General features: G+C 53.0%; 13 protein-coding genes and 1 pseudogene. All 14 read left to right on the top strand.

What is annotated here, in order from left to right:
* Positions 1-40 precede the first annotated feature (40 nt).
* The 14 genes and pseudogenes from RJD28_14750 (at position 41) to RJD28_14685 (ending at position 17840) form a co-directional block, all read left to right on the top strand.
* Positions 41-1372 (top strand): potassium transporter TrkG, encoded by a 1332-nt coding sequence (locus RJD28_14750; GenBank protein ID WNV57474.1) that lies wholly within the window; start codon positions 41-43, stop codon positions 1370-1372.
* Positions 1373-1382: 10 nt separating this feature from the next.
* Positions 1383-2030, top strand: coding sequence for a TrkA family potassium uptake protein (locus tag RJD28_14745; GenBank protein ID WNV57473.1), 648 nt, complete (start codon positions 1383-1385; stop codon positions 2028-2030).
* Between the two features lie 36 nt (positions 2031-2066).
* The gene (locus tag RJD28_14740; protein WNV57472.1) at positions 2067-2585 is read left to right on the top strand and encodes a hypothetical protein; all 519 of its coding nucleotides are present in this window, start codon (positions 2067-2069) and stop codon (positions 2583-2585) included.
* A 72-nt stretch (positions 2586-2657) separates the two neighbouring features.
* On the top strand, positions 2658-5351 hold the full coding sequence (locus RJD28_14735) for a sensor histidine kinase KdpD (GenBank protein WNV57471.1): 2694 nt from the start codon (positions 2658-2660) through the stop codon (positions 5349-5351).
* Positions 5344-6045: a response regulator transcription factor gene (locus RJD28_14730; protein WNV57470.1), complete on the top strand. Its 702-nt coding sequence runs from the start codon at positions 5344-5346 to the stop codon at positions 6043-6045. The genes RJD28_14735 and RJD28_14730 overlap by 8 nt, the downstream gene beginning before the upstream one ends.
* A 718-nt stretch (positions 6046-6763) precedes the next feature.
* The gene (locus RJD28_14725; protein ID WNV57469.1) at positions 6764-7195 is read left to right on the top strand and encodes an Rrf2 family transcriptional regulator; all 432 of its coding nucleotides are present in this window, start codon (positions 6764-6766) and stop codon (positions 7193-7195) included.
* Positions 7196-7217: 22 nt separating this feature from the next.
* Positions 7218-9131 (top strand): acyl-CoA dehydrogenase family protein, encoded by a 1914-nt coding sequence (locus RJD28_14720; protein ID WNV57468.1) that lies wholly within the window; start codon positions 7218-7220, stop codon positions 9129-9131.
* A gap of 22 nt (positions 9132-9153) precedes the next feature.
* A complete protein-coding gene (locus tag RJD28_14715) occupies positions 9154-10365 on the top strand; it encodes an FprA family A-type flavoprotein (GenBank protein ID WNV57467.1) in 1212 nt (403 codons plus the stop codon).
* Between the two features lie 165 nt (positions 10366-10530).
* Positions 10531-13048 (top strand): annotated as a pseudogene (locus tag RJD28_14710) (ribonucleoside-diphosphate reductase subunit alpha).
* A 10-nt stretch (positions 13049-13058) separates the two neighbouring features.
* Positions 13059-14102, top strand: coding sequence for a ribonucleotide-diphosphate reductase subunit beta (locus RJD28_14705; protein WNV57466.1), 1044 nt, complete (start codon positions 13059-13061; stop codon positions 14100-14102).
* Positions 14103-14139: 37 nt separating this feature from the next.
* Complete coding sequence (locus tag RJD28_14700) at positions 14140-15321, top strand: MBL fold metallo-hydrolase (GenBank protein WNV57465.1); 1182 nt, start codon at positions 14140-14142, stop codon at positions 15319-15321.
* A gap of 161 nt (positions 15322-15482) precedes the next feature.
* Positions 15483-15806, top strand: coding sequence for a thioredoxin (gene trxA, locus RJD28_14695; protein WNV57464.1), 324 nt, complete (start codon positions 15483-15485; stop codon positions 15804-15806).
* A 14-nt stretch (positions 15807-15820) separates the two neighbouring features.
* A complete protein-coding gene (trxB, locus tag RJD28_14690; GenBank protein WNV57463.1) occupies positions 15821-16750 on the top strand; it encodes a thioredoxin-disulfide reductase in 930 nt (309 codons plus the stop codon).
* Positions 16751-17219: 469 nt separating this feature from the next.
* On the top strand, positions 17220-17840 hold the full coding sequence (locus RJD28_14685; GenBank protein ID WNV57462.1) for a hypothetical protein: 621 nt from the start codon (positions 17220-17222) through the stop codon (positions 17838-17840).
* Positions 17841-17867 lie beyond the last annotated feature (27 nt).

Here is a 17867-nt window from a genome sequence, read left to right as displayed (position 1 = left end):
ATTAAGAACACGTAAAGGGGCATAAAGGAGGATTGCAGTTATGAGGGTAGTGTTGTTAAAAAGGAAGTTGACTTCGTTTCAAATTATCATTCTCGGTTTTTTCGGTGTGATCCTTTTCGGCACTTTCCTTTTAATGTTACCGTTTTCCAGCCGCAGCGGACTGGCAACGCCTTTCTCGGAGGCATTGTTTACTTCTACTTCAGCAGTCTGTGTAACCGGACTCATTGTACATGATACGGCAACATACTGGTCGGCCTTCGGCCAGCTTGTCATTTTACTGCTGATTCAGATTGGAGGCATGGGGGTTATTACCGTAGCCGCATCCTTTGCAATGCTTTCCGGGCGGAAGATTTCTTTGATGCAGCGCAGTACCATGCAGGAGGCGATTTCAGCGCCAAAGGTAGGAGGAATCGTTCGCCTGACTGGCTTTATCGTCAGGGTGACATTGGTGATGGAACTGCTGTGTGCAGCCGTGATGGCACCGGTGTTTTGCCGTGATTTCGGGAAAATTGGCCTTTGGATGGCACTGTTTCATTCCGTGTCTGCTTTTTGCAACGCAGGCTTTGATCTGTTGGGTGTGCGCACTCCCTTTTCCTCCCTGACCAGCTATGCAGCGAATCCAGTCGTAAACTTTACGATTATGTTCTTGATTGTGTTTGGCGGCATTGGCTTTCTGACTTGGGATGATATTCGGACAAATCGATTGCATTTGCACAAATATCGGATGCAGAGCAAGGTGATTCTTTGTACCACAGCGGTTTTATTGATCGTTCCGGCAATGTACTTTTATTTTTTTGAGTTTGCTGATCTCACCCAAAAGGAACGGCTTTTATCTTCTCTTTTTCAAGCTGTGACACCGCGAACGGCGGGTTTTAATACAGTGGATTTAACCGATTTGAGTGAGGCCGGACAATTTATCACCATTGCGCTGATGCTGATCGGCGGTAGTCCCGGGTCTACCGCAGGCGGTTTGAAAACAACAACCATTGCTGTTTTGCTGACTACTGCAATTTCCACCTTTCGGCGCAGAGAAAATGCACACCTCTTTGGACGTCGCATCGATGATGATGTCGTAAAAAACGCAGCGACAATTTCGCTAATGTATATCACGCTATGTTGTACCGGTGGCCTTATCATCAGCGTTTCCGAAGGACTTCCCATGCTTACCTGCCTTTTTGAAACTGCCTCAGCTGTTGGTACAGTCGGCCTGTCCCTGGGAATTACGCCGGAACTGAATCTGCTCTCACGGAGTGTTTTGATTCTGCTGATGTTTTTTGGACGAGTCGGTGGCCTTACATTAATTTTTGCGGCCTTGTCCAGTGCACAAAAGAAAGTTTCAAAACTACCAAAGGAAAAAATAACAGTAGGATAAAGGAGACATTATGAAATCAATTCTTCTAATTGGTCTGGGGCGATTTGGAAAGCATATTGCCCTGCACTTAAATCATTTGGGTCATCAAGTGATGGCGGTAGATACTTCGGAGGAACGTGTAGAGGCTGTTCTGCCCCTTGTTACCAATGCACAGATTGGAGACAGTACGAATGCCGATTTCTTGGAATCTCTCGGTGTTCGCAACTATGATGTATGCATTGTGGCCATCGGCAACAACTTTCAAAGTTCATTGGAAACAACTTCTCTGCTCAGTGAATTAGGAGCGAGGTTTGTAGTTTCCAGAGCTGCAACTGATGTTCAGGAAAAATTTTTGCTGCGTAACGGTGCAAATGAAGTAGTCTACCCGGAAAAACAGCTCGCAAAGTGGACAGCAATCCGTTACAGTGCGGATCACATTCTCGATTACATAGAACTGGATGAAAATCATGCCATGTTTGAGATTCCCATTCCCAAAGATTGGGCGGACCATTCGATTGGAGAGCTTGATATTCGTAAAAAATTCAATATTAACATTATGGGAATCAAGAAAAGCGGCAAGCTGGAGTTATCTATTTCTTCAGACACAGTGCTGAAAGCAGGAGATACCATGTTGGCGTTGGGAAGTAACAGAAATTTGCAAAAGTGCTTTCATACTTGATTTCAAGAAAAATCAAAGGAATTGGGGGGTGAATCCATGCAGGATGTTATTTTACTTGTAAGTACATCAGCTATATTTATTTTTGGGTATTTTCTGATGAATAAACTGGATGTTTTTCTGGAAAACAATTGGAATAGACAAGAAACTGCTCTGACTTACGGCGAAAACAGCTTGCGAATTGGTTTTTCCAACCCATTAATGGCAGGCGGTCTCGCAGATGCTTTCGAGACTTACGGAAAGCAGCATCCGGATATCTCTATCCATATTTTCAGCGGAGAAGAAAGTGAATTGTGCAGAGAACTGGAAACACACAAATTGGACATAATTTTTTTACCAGAGAATACAGACATATCAAAAAAAACTCATTATAATGCACGGATGGTGCTTCTTCGTTGCGCCCCAGTTGTGATGGAACATGCTGACTTGCCCATTGAGCCGATTACCCAGAATCAAATCACACAAATAGCACTATGGAGGGATTCCAAAAAATCACCTGTCGTCGATTTTTCCATTGGATGCCTGAACAAATTTGCCGTGGATCAGTCGCAGATGTAGGTTTTGACGTTGTGTGTTATAATATTGAAAAAGGGAATCGCTTTTACTTGAGTGACAGATAGGAGGGTTAAAATGGAACTGCCAAGACAAGATCCGGATCAGCTTCTTCGTGCGATCCGTAACGATACATCCACTAAGAAAAGCGGAAAACTCAAAATCTTTTTCGGTTATGCCGCAGGTGTCGGAAAGACCTATGCCATGCTTCAGGCGGCTCATCAGGCTAAGGAGCGTGGCATCGATGTGGTTGCTGGATACATAGAACCCCATGCCCGACCCCAGACGATGGCACTTCTGGACGGCTTGGAGCAGCTTCCTGTGAAACAAGTTGCTTACGAAGGAATGGCCCTTCGTGAATTTGATATTGATGCTGCGCTCAAGCGAAATCCCCAGCTCATACTGGTGGATGAGTTGGCCCATACCAACGCCGAAAGCAGTCGGCACACGAAGCGGTATCAGGATGTTCAGGAACTGCTAAATACTGGAATTGATGTCTATACGACTGTAAATGTCCAACATATCGAGAGTCTCAACGATACAGTAGCCTCTATCACCGGAATTCTTGTGCGGGAGCGCATTCCGGATTCCACCTTTGATCAAGCAGATCAGGTAGAACTGGTGGATATTGAGCCTGCGGAGTTGCTGGAACGACTGGCAAGTGGAAATGTGTACCGGGAAGATCAGGCGCAGCGGGCAACAGTTAATTTTTTCACGCTGGAAAATCTCACCGCATTGCGGGAAATCGCCCTCCGTCGGTGCGCTGACCGGGTGAACTTGCTGACGGAAAGCGCCAGAGTACAGAGCCGAGGCGATTACCATACAGACGAGCGCATTCTGGCATGTCTTTCCTCGTCGCCATCCAACGCAAAAATCATTCGGACTGCTGCAAGGATGGCAAGAGCCTTTCGGGGGACATTTACCGCTCTTTATGTGGAAACGCCAAATATAGCGGCGATGAGTGACGATGATAAAAAGCGTTTGCAGGATAATAAGCGTCTGGCCCAGCAACTTGGCGCTGCGATTGAGACAAGTTATGGCGATGACGTGCCTTATCAGATTGCGGAATTTGCCCGTCTTTCCGGCATCTCAAAAATCGTAATTGGACGAAGTACCATTGCACGAAAGAATATTTTCAGCAAGCCCACCTTGACGGAACGCCTGATTTCCAGCGTACCTAATCTGGATATTCATGTGATACCGGATGCCAGCACAGGAACCAGCTATCAGGAAAAAAAGAGAAAGGCGCAGGTAGATGCGATGCCCCTGCGTGATGTTCTGAAGAGTATCGTCGTATTGCTGGTAGCTACACTAATTGGCTGTGGCTTTGACGCTCTTGGGTTCACGGAGAGTAATATTATCGCAGTTTACATATTAGGCGTACTTGTGACCGCTGTAATCACAACCAACCGACTGTGCGGAATTCTGACCTCGGTTGTCAGTGTGCTGGTTTTCAATTTCTTTTTTACCACTCCGAGACTGACATTCCATTTTGACAATCCGAACTATATTGTTACCTTTACCATTATGTTTATAGTAACACTGCTTTCCGGATCTCTCGCTACCCGGCTGAAAGAAAATGCGAAACAATCTGCCCATACAGCTTACCGTACAAAGATTCTTTTTGAAACCAACCAGCTTCTGCAAAAAGAGCAGGATGAGAATGCGGTAATCACCGCTACGGCAGGGCAGCTCATGAAGCTGCTGAAAAAAGATATTGTCGTCTACCTGTCTGATGGTAAAGAACTTGCCACCCCTAACGTTTTTCGTGCTGTTAATAGCATTCAGGAAGATTTAATTTCTGAGAACGAGAAAGCAGTCGCCGATTGGGTCTTCCGAAACAATAAACACGCCGGTGCCACAACAGATACATTATCCAGTGCAAAGTGTTTATACCTTGCGATTCGGGTCAACCAGCATGTATATGGAGTGGCTGGTATTGCGGTGAACGGTATTCCGCTGGACTCTTTCGAAAACAGCGTACTCCTCTCTATTCTGGGCGAGTGCGCTTTGGCACTTGAAAACATCAAAAACGCCAAAGAAAAAGAGGAAGCGGCTGTTCTGGCGCAAAATGAACAGCTTCGTGCTAACCTGCTGCGGGCAATCTCTCATGATCTTCGAACCCCTTTGACAGCGATTTCCGGCAGCGCAGGCAATTTGCTTGCAAATTATAAAAAGATGGACGATGCATTGCGGGAGCAGACCTTTACCGATATTTATGACGATTCCATGTGGCTGATTAATCTCGTTGAAAACCTGTTGGCAGTCACACGAATTGAGGGCGGACAGGTCAATCTGACTCGGAGTATCGAACTCATGGATGAGGTCGTTTCTGAAGCACTGAAGCACATCAACAGAAAGAGTAAAGAACACACCATTCGTGTGACCAGCGGTAAAGACTTTATCCTTGCCCACATTGACGCGAAGCTGATCGTTCAGGTGATTATCAATTTGGTTGACAACGCCATCAAATATACCCCTGTCGGTTCAGTAATTGAAATACATACCGATCAAAAAGAGCAATGGGTCACGGTTTCCGTTTCCGACAACGGCCCTGGGATTCCCGATGAGCAGAAACCCCGTATTTTCGATATGTTTTATAGTGGGGCCAATAAAGTGGTCGACAGCCGCAGAAGCCTTGGATTGGGGCTGTCCCTCTGTAAGTCCATTGTGACCGCCCACGGCGGCACGATTTCCGTATCAGACAATCAGCCAAATGGCACTGCTTTTAAATTTACATTACCTGCAGGGGAGGTAGAACTTCATGAATAAACCTTTGATATTAGTGGTTGAGGATGATCCGTCTGTACGAAATCTCATTACAACCACATTGAAAACAAATGATTATCGTTATGTGGTAGCGCCCAATGGCTCGGCAGCCATTATGGAGGCCACATCGCACAATCCTGAAATCATCTTACTGGATTTGGGCTTGCCGGATATGGATGGCGTTCAAGTCATTCAAACGGTTCGCTCCTGGTCCAATGTTCCGATTATTGTAATCAGCGCCCGAAGCGAGGATAACGATAAAATCAAGGCGCTGGATGCCGGAGCGGACGATTATTTGACAAAGCCCTTTTCGGTAGAAGAACTGCTGGCACGACTTCGGGTGACGCAGCGAAGACTTTCTCTGATGACGGCAGAGATGTTTACTGCCAGTTCTGTATTTGTGAATGGTAAGTTGAAAGTGGATTATGCCGGGGGATGCGCTTATCTGGATGAAAACGAACTTCACCTGACACCCATTGAGTATAAGCTGTTGTGTCTGCTGTCCAAGAATGTCGGCAAGGTACTGACCCATACCTTTATCACACAAAATATCTGGGGCCGCAGTTGGGATAACGATGTGGCTTCGCTGCGGGTATTTATGGCAACATTGCGAAAAAAACTGGAGCCAACAGAGGAGTCTCCACAATATATTCAAACACATATTGGTGTGGGCTACCGCATGATGAAAATAGAATAACGCTATGAGGACGGCCAGTGTTCTCTAGATCCCAAAACGGTTCAATACCTGGCAGGCCATGAAAGCAGCAAGATTACCATGGACATTTATTGGATGTATGGGTAAATGATGCGAATATAATCTGGAATGAAAAGAAGCAGGACAATGGGAAATGAGACCCAATGCCCTGCTTCTTGGTTATTTGGAATGAACGGTAGTGTATTTCTGGTTTTTGCTTTTGGGTTTGTCTGGAAACATCATTTCAAGTTTACCAGAAGATAATAAAGGCTTGACAAGCGCATTGATGTACTGGCAACGGCCATTCGCGCAAAAATGACAGCTTTGGAACTGACGGAGCTTGACCTTTCCTATCATAACATAATGTGTCGAATATAAAATGAAAAGCACGCACTTTATTGCTTGTTTCGGTTGGATGGCTTAGGCTTGTCAGGGATCGCCTCATCCGCCTTGGGTGGGCGACCCCTGCGAGCCCCAACCAATTTCTCCGCTTTCTGGTTTTCAGTCATAGTCTTTTCTGCTTTCGGCGGACTGCCACGGCACAGCTTTTTCGGCTTCTATAATTGTAAGGAACATGGCTTTTCGCTGAATGGAAAGCGAAGCTGACCCGGGCTGGGGCGGTCTGTGTTAAAGCGATATTTTTTTTTGAAAATTATCTTGACAAAATTTATCAAGATTGATATGATGGCATTAACAAGCAAGCGAAAAGAGGATTCGGAGCATGATCATCACAAAAGAGACGGACTACGCGCTGCGCATTTTGCGGGTGCTGCTGGACGGGGAGAAGCATTCGGTGGCCGAGATGTCGGAAACGGAATTGATCCCCAATCAGTTTGCCTACCAGATCCTGCGCAAGCTCTCCGCCGGCAATTTGGTGCGGGTGAGCCGCGGCGCCCTCGGCGGCTGCGCGCTGTCCTGTGATCTGGGCGCGACCTCCCTCTACGATCTCATGGAGGTCATGGGGGAGCGGGGCATCCTGTGCGCCTGCATGGAGCCGGGATATGAATGCCGCTGGCAGGACAAGCATGGGCGGTGCGCCATCCACTGTCAGCTGGCGGCCTTGCAGCGAGAGCAGGACGAGGCGTTCCGCGCCGTGAGCCTGCGCAGGCTGCTGACCGGCGGATCCGATCCCCAAGATACAAGCGAGCTGTAAAATTTTAAGAGGAGGTACCCGTATGCTGTTTCAAACCACGGCGGCGCACGAAGAGCTGCGCGCGAAGATCCGGAGTTTTGCGGAGGAGGAGATCAAGCCCCTCGCATTTTTAATGGATCAGAACAATGAGTTTCCCGAGGAGGCTGTCAAGAAGCTGGGTAAGCTGGGCTGGATGGGCATTCCCTACCCCAAGGAGTACGGCGGTGCCGGTCTTGATGCCCTGAGCTACGCCATCGCGGTGGAGGAGCTGGCCCGTGTGGACGGCGGCGCGGGCGTAATCCTCTCCGCCCACGTCTCCCTCGGCTCATGGCCCATTTTCGCCTATGGCACCGAGGAGCAGAAGAAGAAATATCTGGTTCCGCTGGCCAAGGGCGAGAAGATCGGCGCCTTCGGCCTCACGGAGTCCAACGCTGGATCCGACGCCGGCGGCACGGAGACCACGGCGCTGGATAAGGGGGACTACTACCTCCTCAACGGCGGCAAGATCTTCATTACCAACGCCCCTAAGGCGGACACCTATGTGGTTTTCGCCGTCACCACGCCGGACATCGGCACCCGGGGCATCTCCGCTTTCATCGTGGAGAAGGGCTGGAAGGGCTTTGAGTTCGGCGACCACTATGACAAGATGGGCATTCGCTCCTCCTCCACGGCGGAGCTGATCTTCAACGACGTGAAGGTTCCCAAGGAAAACCTATTGGGCAAGGAGGGCGAGGGCTTCAAGATTGCCATGTCCACGCTGGACGGCGGACGCATCGGCATCGCCGCGCAGGCGCTGGGCATCGCCCAAGGCGCGTTTGAGCACGCGTTGAGCTATTCCAAGGAGCGCGTCCAGTTCGGCAAGCCCATCGCGGCCCAGCAGAGCATCGCCTTCAAGCTGGCGGATATGGCCACCAAGCTGCGCTGCGCCCGGTTCCTCATCTACTCCGCGGCGGAGCTGAAGGAGCAGCACGCGCCTTACGGCATGGAGTCCGCCATGGCGAAGATGTACGCCTCGGACATCGCGCTGGAGGTCACCAACGATGCCTTGCAGATCCACGGCGGCAGTGGCTTCCTCAAGGGCATGGAGGTGGAACGGGCCTACCGCGACGCCAAGATCACCACCATCTACGAGGGCACTAACGAGATCCAGCGGGTGGTCATCGCCTCTCATCTGGTGGGCAGGCTGGGCAAGAGCTCCGGCGGCGAGAGCCGTTCGGCGGCCAAGAAACCCGCGCCCATCACCGGCATTCGCAAAAAGACCATCTTCCGGGAAGGGGATGCTGCCCAGCAGGTGGCCGACCTTGTAGCGGCGCTGAAGAAGGATGGTCACGACTTCTCCGTGGGCATCCCTATGGATACGCCCATCCCGCAGGCGGAGCGGGTGGTCTCCGCGGGCAAGGGCATCGGGGAGAAAAAGAACATGAAACTGGTAGAGTCGCTGGCCAAGGCCGCCGGCGCGGCCATCGGTTCTTCCCGCCCTGTGGCGGAGACTCTCAAATATCTGCCGCTGAACCGCTATGTGGGTATGTCCGGGCAGAAGTTCACCGGCAATCTGTACATCGCCTGCGGCATCTCCGGCGCATCCCAGCACCTTAAGGGCATCAAGGACGCCTCCACCATCGTGGCCATCAATAAGAACGGTAACGCGCCTATCTTCAAGAACTGCGACTACGGCATCGTGGGCGATGTGGAGGAGATCCTGCCCCTGCTCACTGCTGCGCTGGATAGCGGCGAAAAGCTGCCCGCGCCGCCCATGGTAAAGATGAAGCGGCCCACGCCGCCGAAGCCCACCCCCATCGGCGACCGCTACGTCTGCAGCGGCTGCGGCTACGAGTATGTGCCGGAGTTGGGCGACGAGGACGGCGAGATCGCACCCGGTACGCTCTTTGAGCAGCTTCCCGCCGAGTGGGTGTGTCCCGAGTGCGCGGAGACGAAGGATCAATTTGTAAAGGCTTGAGCCGTGAAGGAGGTAAGATAAGATGTATTGCGTGCGTAAAGTAACGAACGATCTCTACTGGGTGGGCGCCAACGACCATCGCCTGGCCCTGTTTGAAAACTGCTTTCCCATTCCCCGGGGCGTAAGCTACAACGCCTACTGCCTGCTGGATGAAAAGACGGTGCTCTTTGACACGGTGGACTGGTCTGCCTGCCGCCAGCTTTTGGAAAATCTGGCGTATGTGCTGGATGGCCGCGAGCTGGACTACCTGCTGGTCAACCATCTGGAGCCGGATCACGCCGCCTGCATCGAGGAGGTCCTGCTGCGCCATCCCAAGGTGAAGCTGATCTCCAACGAGAAGGCATTCATGCTCATGCGGCAGTTCGGCTTCCATGTGGACGGACATGAGTGCATCGAGGTGAAGGAGGGCGACACCTTCTCCTTTGGCAAGCACACCGTCACCTTTGTGGGCGCGCCTATGGTTCACTGGCCGGAGGCCATGGTGACCCTCGACGTCACCGACGGCGTCCTCTTTTCCGCCGACGCCTTCGGCACCTTCGGCGCGCTGGACGGCAAGCTGTTCGCCGACGAGGTGGACTTCGAGCGGGACTGGCTGGACGACGCCCGCCGCTATCTCACCAACATCGTGGGCAAGTACGGCCCCCACATCCAGCTCCTGCTGAAAAAGGCCGGCGGCGTTTTGGATCAGATCAAGTACATCTGCCCGCTCCACGGCCCCGTGTGGCGCAAGGATCTGGGCTGGTTCATCGAAAAGTACGACACATGGAGCCGCTATGCCCCTGAGACCCAGGGCGTGCTCATCGTCTACGCCTCCATGTACGGCAACACGGAGAACGCGGCGCAGGCGCTGGCGGCGTCGCTCTGCGATAAGGGCATGAGCAAGGTGGCGATGTACGATGTGTCCTCCACTCATGTCTCCCAGCTGATCTCCGAGGCGTTTAAGTACAGTCACATTGTCCTGGCCTCTGTGACCTACAATCTCGGCATCTACCCCGCCATGCATGACTTCCTCATGGATATGAAGGCACTGAATCTGCAAAACCGCACCTTTGCCATCATTGAAAACGGCTCATGGGCGGTGAAGTCCGGTGACCTCATGCAGAAATTCGTCAACGATGAGCTTAAGAACATGACGGTGCTCAACGAGCGGCTCAGCCTCGCCTCGTCCATGGGCACGGACAAGCGCACTGAGCTGGAAGCACTGGCGGACGCCATTCTGGAATCTATGAAGTAACTGGCAGGGAAGACAAAACCAAGACAACAGACAACAAACAGCCCCGCCGTGTCGGCTGCAGAAAAACCGGCTTTCAAAAACAGAGCGGGCAAGCGTGATACTGCGCTTGCCCGCTCTTTGCCCAAAAGGACATGAGAAGTGACCGGAGAAGATGAGAGGATCGAAATGGAGATCAGAAAACGAAACGGGAAGTCTGTTCCTTTTCAACAGGAGAAAATTTTCAACGCCATGAAAAAGGCGTTTGATGGACAGGGAAGGGAGATTGGGGGCGGAGAACTGGAGGAGATCCTCGCCGCCGTTCTCGACAATCTCTCCGTCACAGTACCGCTCACCGTGGAACGTGTGCAGGACGAGGTGGAGCGGACGCTCATGGAGCGCGGACACTATGAGGTGGCCAAGGCGTACATCCTCTATCGCGAAAAGCGGTCTGCGCTGCGCCGCGTCCGGCATACCATCGCGCAGACGGTGGGGGATAACTCGCTTGACGAGGTGCTGCGCCGTATCCAGATGGATTTTACCGAGGAAATCTACTCCCTCGCGGCGCTTCAAATGAAGTTTGAGAGCTTCTGTCGCCCGGGCATGACGGAGGATGAGAGGGCTGAGGCACTGACCAAGGCAGCGGTAGAGCTGACTACGGCAGAGGCACCCAAGTGGGAGTTCATCGCGGCGCGGCTTCTGAACCACTCCTTTCGCTGTCGCAACGCACAGGAATGGGAGGGGCGCGGCGTCGGCGACCTCTATGGCAGGCTTCGCTATCTGACGGATAAGGGACTCTACGGTGACTATATTCTTGCCCACTATACCCACGAGGAGATCGCTATGGCGGAGGACTTTCTCTGCCCGGAACGGGACGAGTTGTTCACCTACTCCGGCCTTGACCTGCTGCTCAAACGCTATGTGATCCAGTCACGCAGCCGCGTGCCGCTGGAAACACCGCAGGAGATGTTTTTGGGTATCGCGCTGCATCTTGCTATGAACGAAGGCTCTGACCGCATGGGGTGGGTAAAACGCTTTTACGATATGCTCAGCCGTATGGAGGTCACGATGGCGACACCTACCATGTCCAACGCACGAAAGCCCTACCATCAGCTTTCAAGCTGCTTTGTGGACACTGTGCCGGACAGTCTGGACGGCATCTACCGCTCGCTGGACAACTTCGCAAAAGTCTCTAAATTTGGCGGTGGAATGGGGATGTACTTCGGTAAGGTGCGCGCTGCAGGCAGCACCATCCGCGGCTTTCAAGGGGCGGCGGGCGGTGTTATCCGCTGGATCCGGTTGGTCAACGACACCGCCGTGGCGGTGGATCAGTTGGGGATGCGGCAGGGCGCTGCGGCGGTTTACTTAGACGCATGGCACCGGGATCTGCCTGAATTCCTTCAACTGCGCACCAACAACGGCGACGACCGCATGAAGGCGCATGATGTGTTCCCCGCCGTGTGCTATCCGGATCTCTTCTGGCGACTGGCGGAGGAGAACATAGACGCGCCGTGGCATCTCATGTGTCCGCATGAGATCCTCACGGTCAAGGGCTACGCACTGGAGGATTACTGGGGTACGGAATGGGAGAAGCGGTATCTGGACTGCGTCAATGACCCGCGCATCGAAAAGCGCAGCGTCACCGTCAAGGACATCGTGCGGCTGGTGCTTCGCTCGGCAGTGGAGACCGGCACGCCCTTCGCCTTCAACCGCGACAGCGTAAATCGTATGAACCCAAACGGCCACACGGGAATGATCTATTGCTCCAATCTCTGCACGGAGATCGCACAGAACATGGCGCCCATCGAGCATATCAGCACTGAGGTGCACACGGAGAACGGCGACACAGTGGTGGTGACGGCCACACGCCCCGGTGAGTTTGTGGTCTGCAACCTGGCGAGTCTGTCTCTCGGTAATCTGGCGGTGGAGGACGAGGCCTATATGGAACGCACGGTGGAAACGGCCATCCGCGCACTGGATAATGTGATCGACCTCAACTTCTACCCGTTGGAATACGCGCGGCTTACCAATCAGAAGTACCGCAGCATCGGCCTGGGCGTCAGCGGCTACCACCACATGCTGGCAAAGCGCGGCATCCGATGGGAGAGCGATGAGCACCTTGCCTTCACCGATGCGGTATTCGAGCATATCAACTACGCCGCCGTCAAGGCGGACACAGCACTGGCACGGGAAAAGGGCCGCTATGCGCTCTTTGAGGGCAGCGACTGGCAGACAGGCGCGTATTTTGAAAAGCGAGGTTATACCTCAGAAAAGTGGCGGGCGCTTGCGGAAACGGTGGCGGTGCAGGGAATGCGCAACGCCTATCTGCTGGCTGTCGCACCCACCTCCAGCACATCTATCCTCTCCGGCACGTCGGCGGGCATCGATCCAATTATGAAGAAATTCTTTTTAGAGGAAAAAAAAGGGCAGCATGCTGCCCCGCGTTGCTCCGGAGCTTTCTATGGATACATGGTGGTACTATAAGGCGGCGCATCTGATCGACCAAAGCTGGTCGGTACGCGCCGCGGGCTTTCGCCAGAGACATATTGACCAGGCGCAGAGCATGAATCTCTATATCACCAACGACTATTCCATGCGTCAGGTGCTCAGACTGTATTTGGAGGCGTGGAGGGCCGGCGTCAAGACCATTTATTATGTCCGCAGCAAGGCCCTTGAGGTCGAGGCCTGTGAAAGCTGCTCGTCATAAGGAGGATAGCATGATGGAACTGAAGAAAAAGCCCCTCTTTAACCCGGAGGGCGACCCTGATGTGCGCCTGCGGCGCATGATCGGCGGCAATACCACCAACCTCAACGACTTCAACAATATGAAGTACGCTTGGGTCAGCGACTGGTACCGGCAGGCCATGAACAACTTTTGGATCCCTGAGGAGATCAATCTCTCGCAGGATGTGAAGGACTATCCCCGCCTGCTGTCAGCCGAGCGCAGCGCCTACGATAAAATTCTGAGTTTTCTTGTCTTTTTGGATTCCATTCAGACAGCGAACCTGCCTAATATCGGCGCCTACATTACAGCCAACGAGGTCAATCTCTGCCTGTCCATTCAGGCGTTTCAGGAGTGTGTCCACTCACAGAGCTACAGCTATATGCTCGACACCATCTGTTCCCCCGTGGAGCGCAATGACATCCTCTACCAATGGAAAACGGACGAGCATCTGCTGCGCCGCAACACCTTCATTGGGGACTGCTACAACGAGTTTCAGGAGCGGAAGGGCGCTCCCACGCTGCTGCGCGTGATGATGGCGAACTATATTTTGGAGGGCATCTATTTTTACAGCGGCTTTATGTTCTTCTACAATCTCTCCCGAAACGGGAAGATGCCCGGCTCGGCGCAGGAGATCCGCTATATAAACCGCGACGAGAACACGCACTTGTGGCTGTTCCGCAATATCATCACGGAGCTGCAAAAGGAGCAGCCGGAGTTGTTCACCGCCGAGAGCGTACAAGCGCTGCGCGAGATGATGCGTGAGGGCGTGGAGCAGGAGATCGCATGGGGGCATTATGTGATCGGCGACGACATCCCGGGGTTGAACCGGCAGATGATTAGCGATTACATCCGCTATCTCGGCAATCTTCGCTGGACGAGCCTTGGCTATCCGGCATTGTATCCGGGCTTTGAGAGCGAACCGGAGAGCATGGAATGGGTCAGCCAGTACGCTGACGCCAATATGGTCAAGACCGATTTCTTTGAGGCACGCAGTACCGCCTACGCCAAGAGCACCGCACTGATAGACGATTTATAAGAAAACCAAAGACATCAGAATAGGAGGTATTTTTTATATGGATATCCGAACGGTAACAGATGCCATCCGCTATGTAGGGGTGGATGATAACACATTGGCACTCTTTGAAAACCAGTACCCCGTCCAGCCTATGGGAGTGAGCTACAACTCCTATGTCATTCTGGACGAGAAAATCGCCGTGATGGACAGCGTGGACGCACGGGCGGCGGAGGAATGGCTTTCCAATGTAGCACAGGTGTTGGAGGGGCGCAACCCCGACTATCTTGTGGTCACACACATGGAGCCGGATCATTCCGGCAGCCTCATGCGGGTAGCGCAAGAGTACCCGGAGATGAAGATCGTGGGAAACGCAAAAACATTTACCCTGATCAAGCAGTTCTTCGGCACAGGTGCATTGTCGGAAGAGCGTATGCTGGAGGTTGGCGAGGGCAGCACGATCTCTCTGGGCTCACACCGGCTGCGCTTCCTGCTGGCACCGATGGTACACTGGCCGGAGGTGATGGCAGCGTATGAAGAGGAGGAAAAAATCCTGTTCTCGGCGGATGCCTTCGGACGCTTTGGCTCACTGGAACGGACTGCCCGTGCCCCCTGGGTGCCGCAGGCCCGGCGGTATTATTACAATATTATCGGGAAATATGGCGCACAGGTGCAGGCTCTGCTGAAAAAGACCGCCGCGCTGGAGATCCAAACGATCTGCCCGCTCCATGGTCCCGTGCTTACAGAAGGGCTGGAGGAGTGTCTGCGGCTCTATGATCTCTGGTCACAATGGGAACCAGAAGAATCGGAGAGCATACTGATTGCCCACGCATCCATCCATGGAAATACTGCCCATGCGGCGAAGACCCTCAAGGGTAAATTAGAGAAAAAAGGCGTGCAGGTCAACATATGTGATCTCGCTGTGACAGATTCTTCCTACGCTGTTGCCAGTGCGTTCTACTGCGGGAAGTTGGTTTTAGCCAGCTCCACCTATGACGGAGGACTGTTTCCGCCCATGAAGGAGTTTTTGGAACATTTACAGACAAAGGGATTCCGAAACCGCCGGGTTGGCCTTATTGAAAACGGCTCTTGGGCACCTGCTGCCGCGCGGCTGATGCGCACCAAATTGGAGGAGATGAAGGATATCCACCTTTACGAAACGGTAGTGTCTCTGCGTGGTGCATTGAACCAAACCAGCGAAGCGCAGATGGACGCTCTGGTGGCTGAGCTCTGCGCGGAATAAGCTGCAACAAACCGCAGCTATTCTCGTACAGATGAGGGTCTTACTCATCTGCTTTATGTCCCAAGGGCAGAGTACCGTCATCTCAGGTTGAAGTCACGATGTGGTGTGGGGCGAGACCGGAGTCTTGAGAATACCCAAACAAAGGAAAGGAGCTGACAGATATGGCAGCTATGAACATGAATCAGGAGCAGTTTAAGCAGTTGATCCGGGAGGAAAAGCCTGTTTTGGTGGATTTCTGGGCGCCCTGGTGCGGCTATTGCCGGAGGATCGGCCCTGCGTATGAGAAGATTGGAGAGGAATACGCGGACAGCCTTGCCGTCGGCAAGATCAATATTGACGAGGAGCCGCGGCTGGCGGGGGCCGAGGGGATCGAGGTCATCCCAACTCTGGTGCTGTACCGGAACGGAAAGGCCGTGGATTCCATCACCGCGCCCGGCTCAAAGGCAGAGATCGACCGCTTCATTCAGAAAGCCTTGGCGAAATAACGGAGGGTTCAGATATGAACAACAATCATGTTTATGATATGCTCGTGGTGGGCGGCGGCCCGGGCGGCTACACCGCCGCCCTGTACGCGGCACGGGCGGGGCTGGACATCGTCGTGCTGGAAAAGCTGTCTGCTGGCGGGCAGATGGCCCTGACCGAGCAGATCGACAACTACCCCGGCTTTGAGAACGGGATCGACGGCTTCTCTCTGGCGGAGAAGATGCAAAAGCAGGCGGAGCGTTTTGGGGCACGCAGCGAATACGCGGAAGTTCTCTGCATGGATCTGACGGCGGTTCCCAAGCTCGTGGAGACCAGCGAGGGGATCTTCCGGGGGAAAACCGTGGTGCTGGCCACCGGCGCAGACCCCAGAACGCTGGGCGTTGCCGGAGAGACGGAGCTGTTGGGCCGGGGCGTGGCCTACTGCGCCGCCTGCGATGGGATGTTTTACAAGGACAAAACGGTGGTCGTGGTGGGCGGCGGCAATTCCGCCGCGGCAGATGCCCTCCTTCTCAGCCGCGTGGCGAAAAAGGTGATCCTCGTCCACCGCAGAGACACCCTGCGGGCCACCAAGATCTATCACGAGCCACTGGAACAGGCCGAAAATGTGGAATTCCGCTGGAACAGCACCGTTTCCGCGCTGCTTTCCGGGGACAGGCTGACCGGCGTACGCCTGCGGGACACCGTCACCGGTGAGGAAAGCGTGGTGGACTGCGACGGCGTATTTGTCAGCGTGGGCCGACAGCCCGCCACGGCGTTGGCGGTGGGTCAACTGGCGCTGGACGGCGGCGGCTATATCGTGGCCGGAGAGACCACGGAAACCAGTATTCCCGGCGTTTACGCCGTGGGCGACGTGCGGACGAAGCCCCTCCGTCAGGTGGTCACCGCCGTGGCGGACGGCGCGATGGCAGTTCACATGGCGGAGAAATATATCGCGGAAAACCGATAAGGGAGGTAGATTGAAAAAGCCATGTTTAAGGTCAGGCCGGATACGACTGCAGTGGGGATGCCGACATATCTGCAAGGCAAACTGCCAGAGTGATGGTAGATAAGATAACCCATGTAAGATCGGGAGATATGTTGTCTCTCCATATCCAGTCCACGCAACAGTGAGCAACTGAACACAAAACACAGCCACAGATGTACTCTGCGGCTGTGTTTTTATGCATAGTATACCGCGTGACAAGCGGTTTTACTGTGACGACGTCACATGATTTGAGAAAATCGGCGCGGCGCTGCTCCGGTTGTACGATTATGATTGCCGCTCCCTGCCTTGGAGATTTGCCGCGAAAATGTGAGCAGAAAAAAGTCATGACTTAATCACCGCGAGGGCTTGTATATCACCCGAAAGGGATAGCTATAAAGAAGTACTGTAACGAATTGTTCCTAAAAATGTGGAAATAGAAAAGGAAAGCGGTATGAAAAATGAATTCCAATACGGTCTGCTGCTCTTACAGCAGTATCTGTATGAGCATACGGATGATCAGCATCCGCCTTCCGTAGCGGATATTCTTGCCTACTGGCGGGAACATGGCATTCAGGCAGGGCGCAAGAGCGTATATTCCGCTATTGAAGTCTTGCAAAGCAACGGCATGGACATCGTCTGTGTCAAAAGCACCCAGAACCGATACTTCGTAGGAGAACGGTTATTTGAACTGCCGGAGTTAAAATTGCTGGTGGACGCGGTGGAATCCTCCCGCTTCATTACGGCCAAGAAAAGCGAACGGCTTATTGAAAAGCTGGGTAAGCTCACCAGTGAATCTCATGCCCGCCAGTTGGATCGGCATATCTATATGGAAGGTACCGCCAAACCGGAGAATGAGTGTATTTATTACAGCGTGGATGAGATCCATAACGCCATTCAGGAAAAACGGCAGATCACTTTCCAGTATTACGAATACACACCGCAAAAAGAAAAGATACCTGGACGCGGTGAAGGCTTAGGCTCCTTGAGCTCTGCAAAGCTTTTGGAGTTCAAACAGAAAATACCCACAGCCAAAGCGGCTGTGGGTATGATCAAATCAGATTGTACGCGCTGACGCTGTCCTGCCGATCTCTACAGACCG

Source organism: Oscillospiraceae bacterium NTUH-002-81, from assembly GCA_032620915.1.
Lineage (GTDB): Bacteria > Bacillota > Clostridia > Lachnospirales > Lachnospiraceae > JAGTTR01.
Note: the sequence above shows the minus strand (reverse complement) of the source record. Positions and strands in the feature narration are given on the sequence as shown.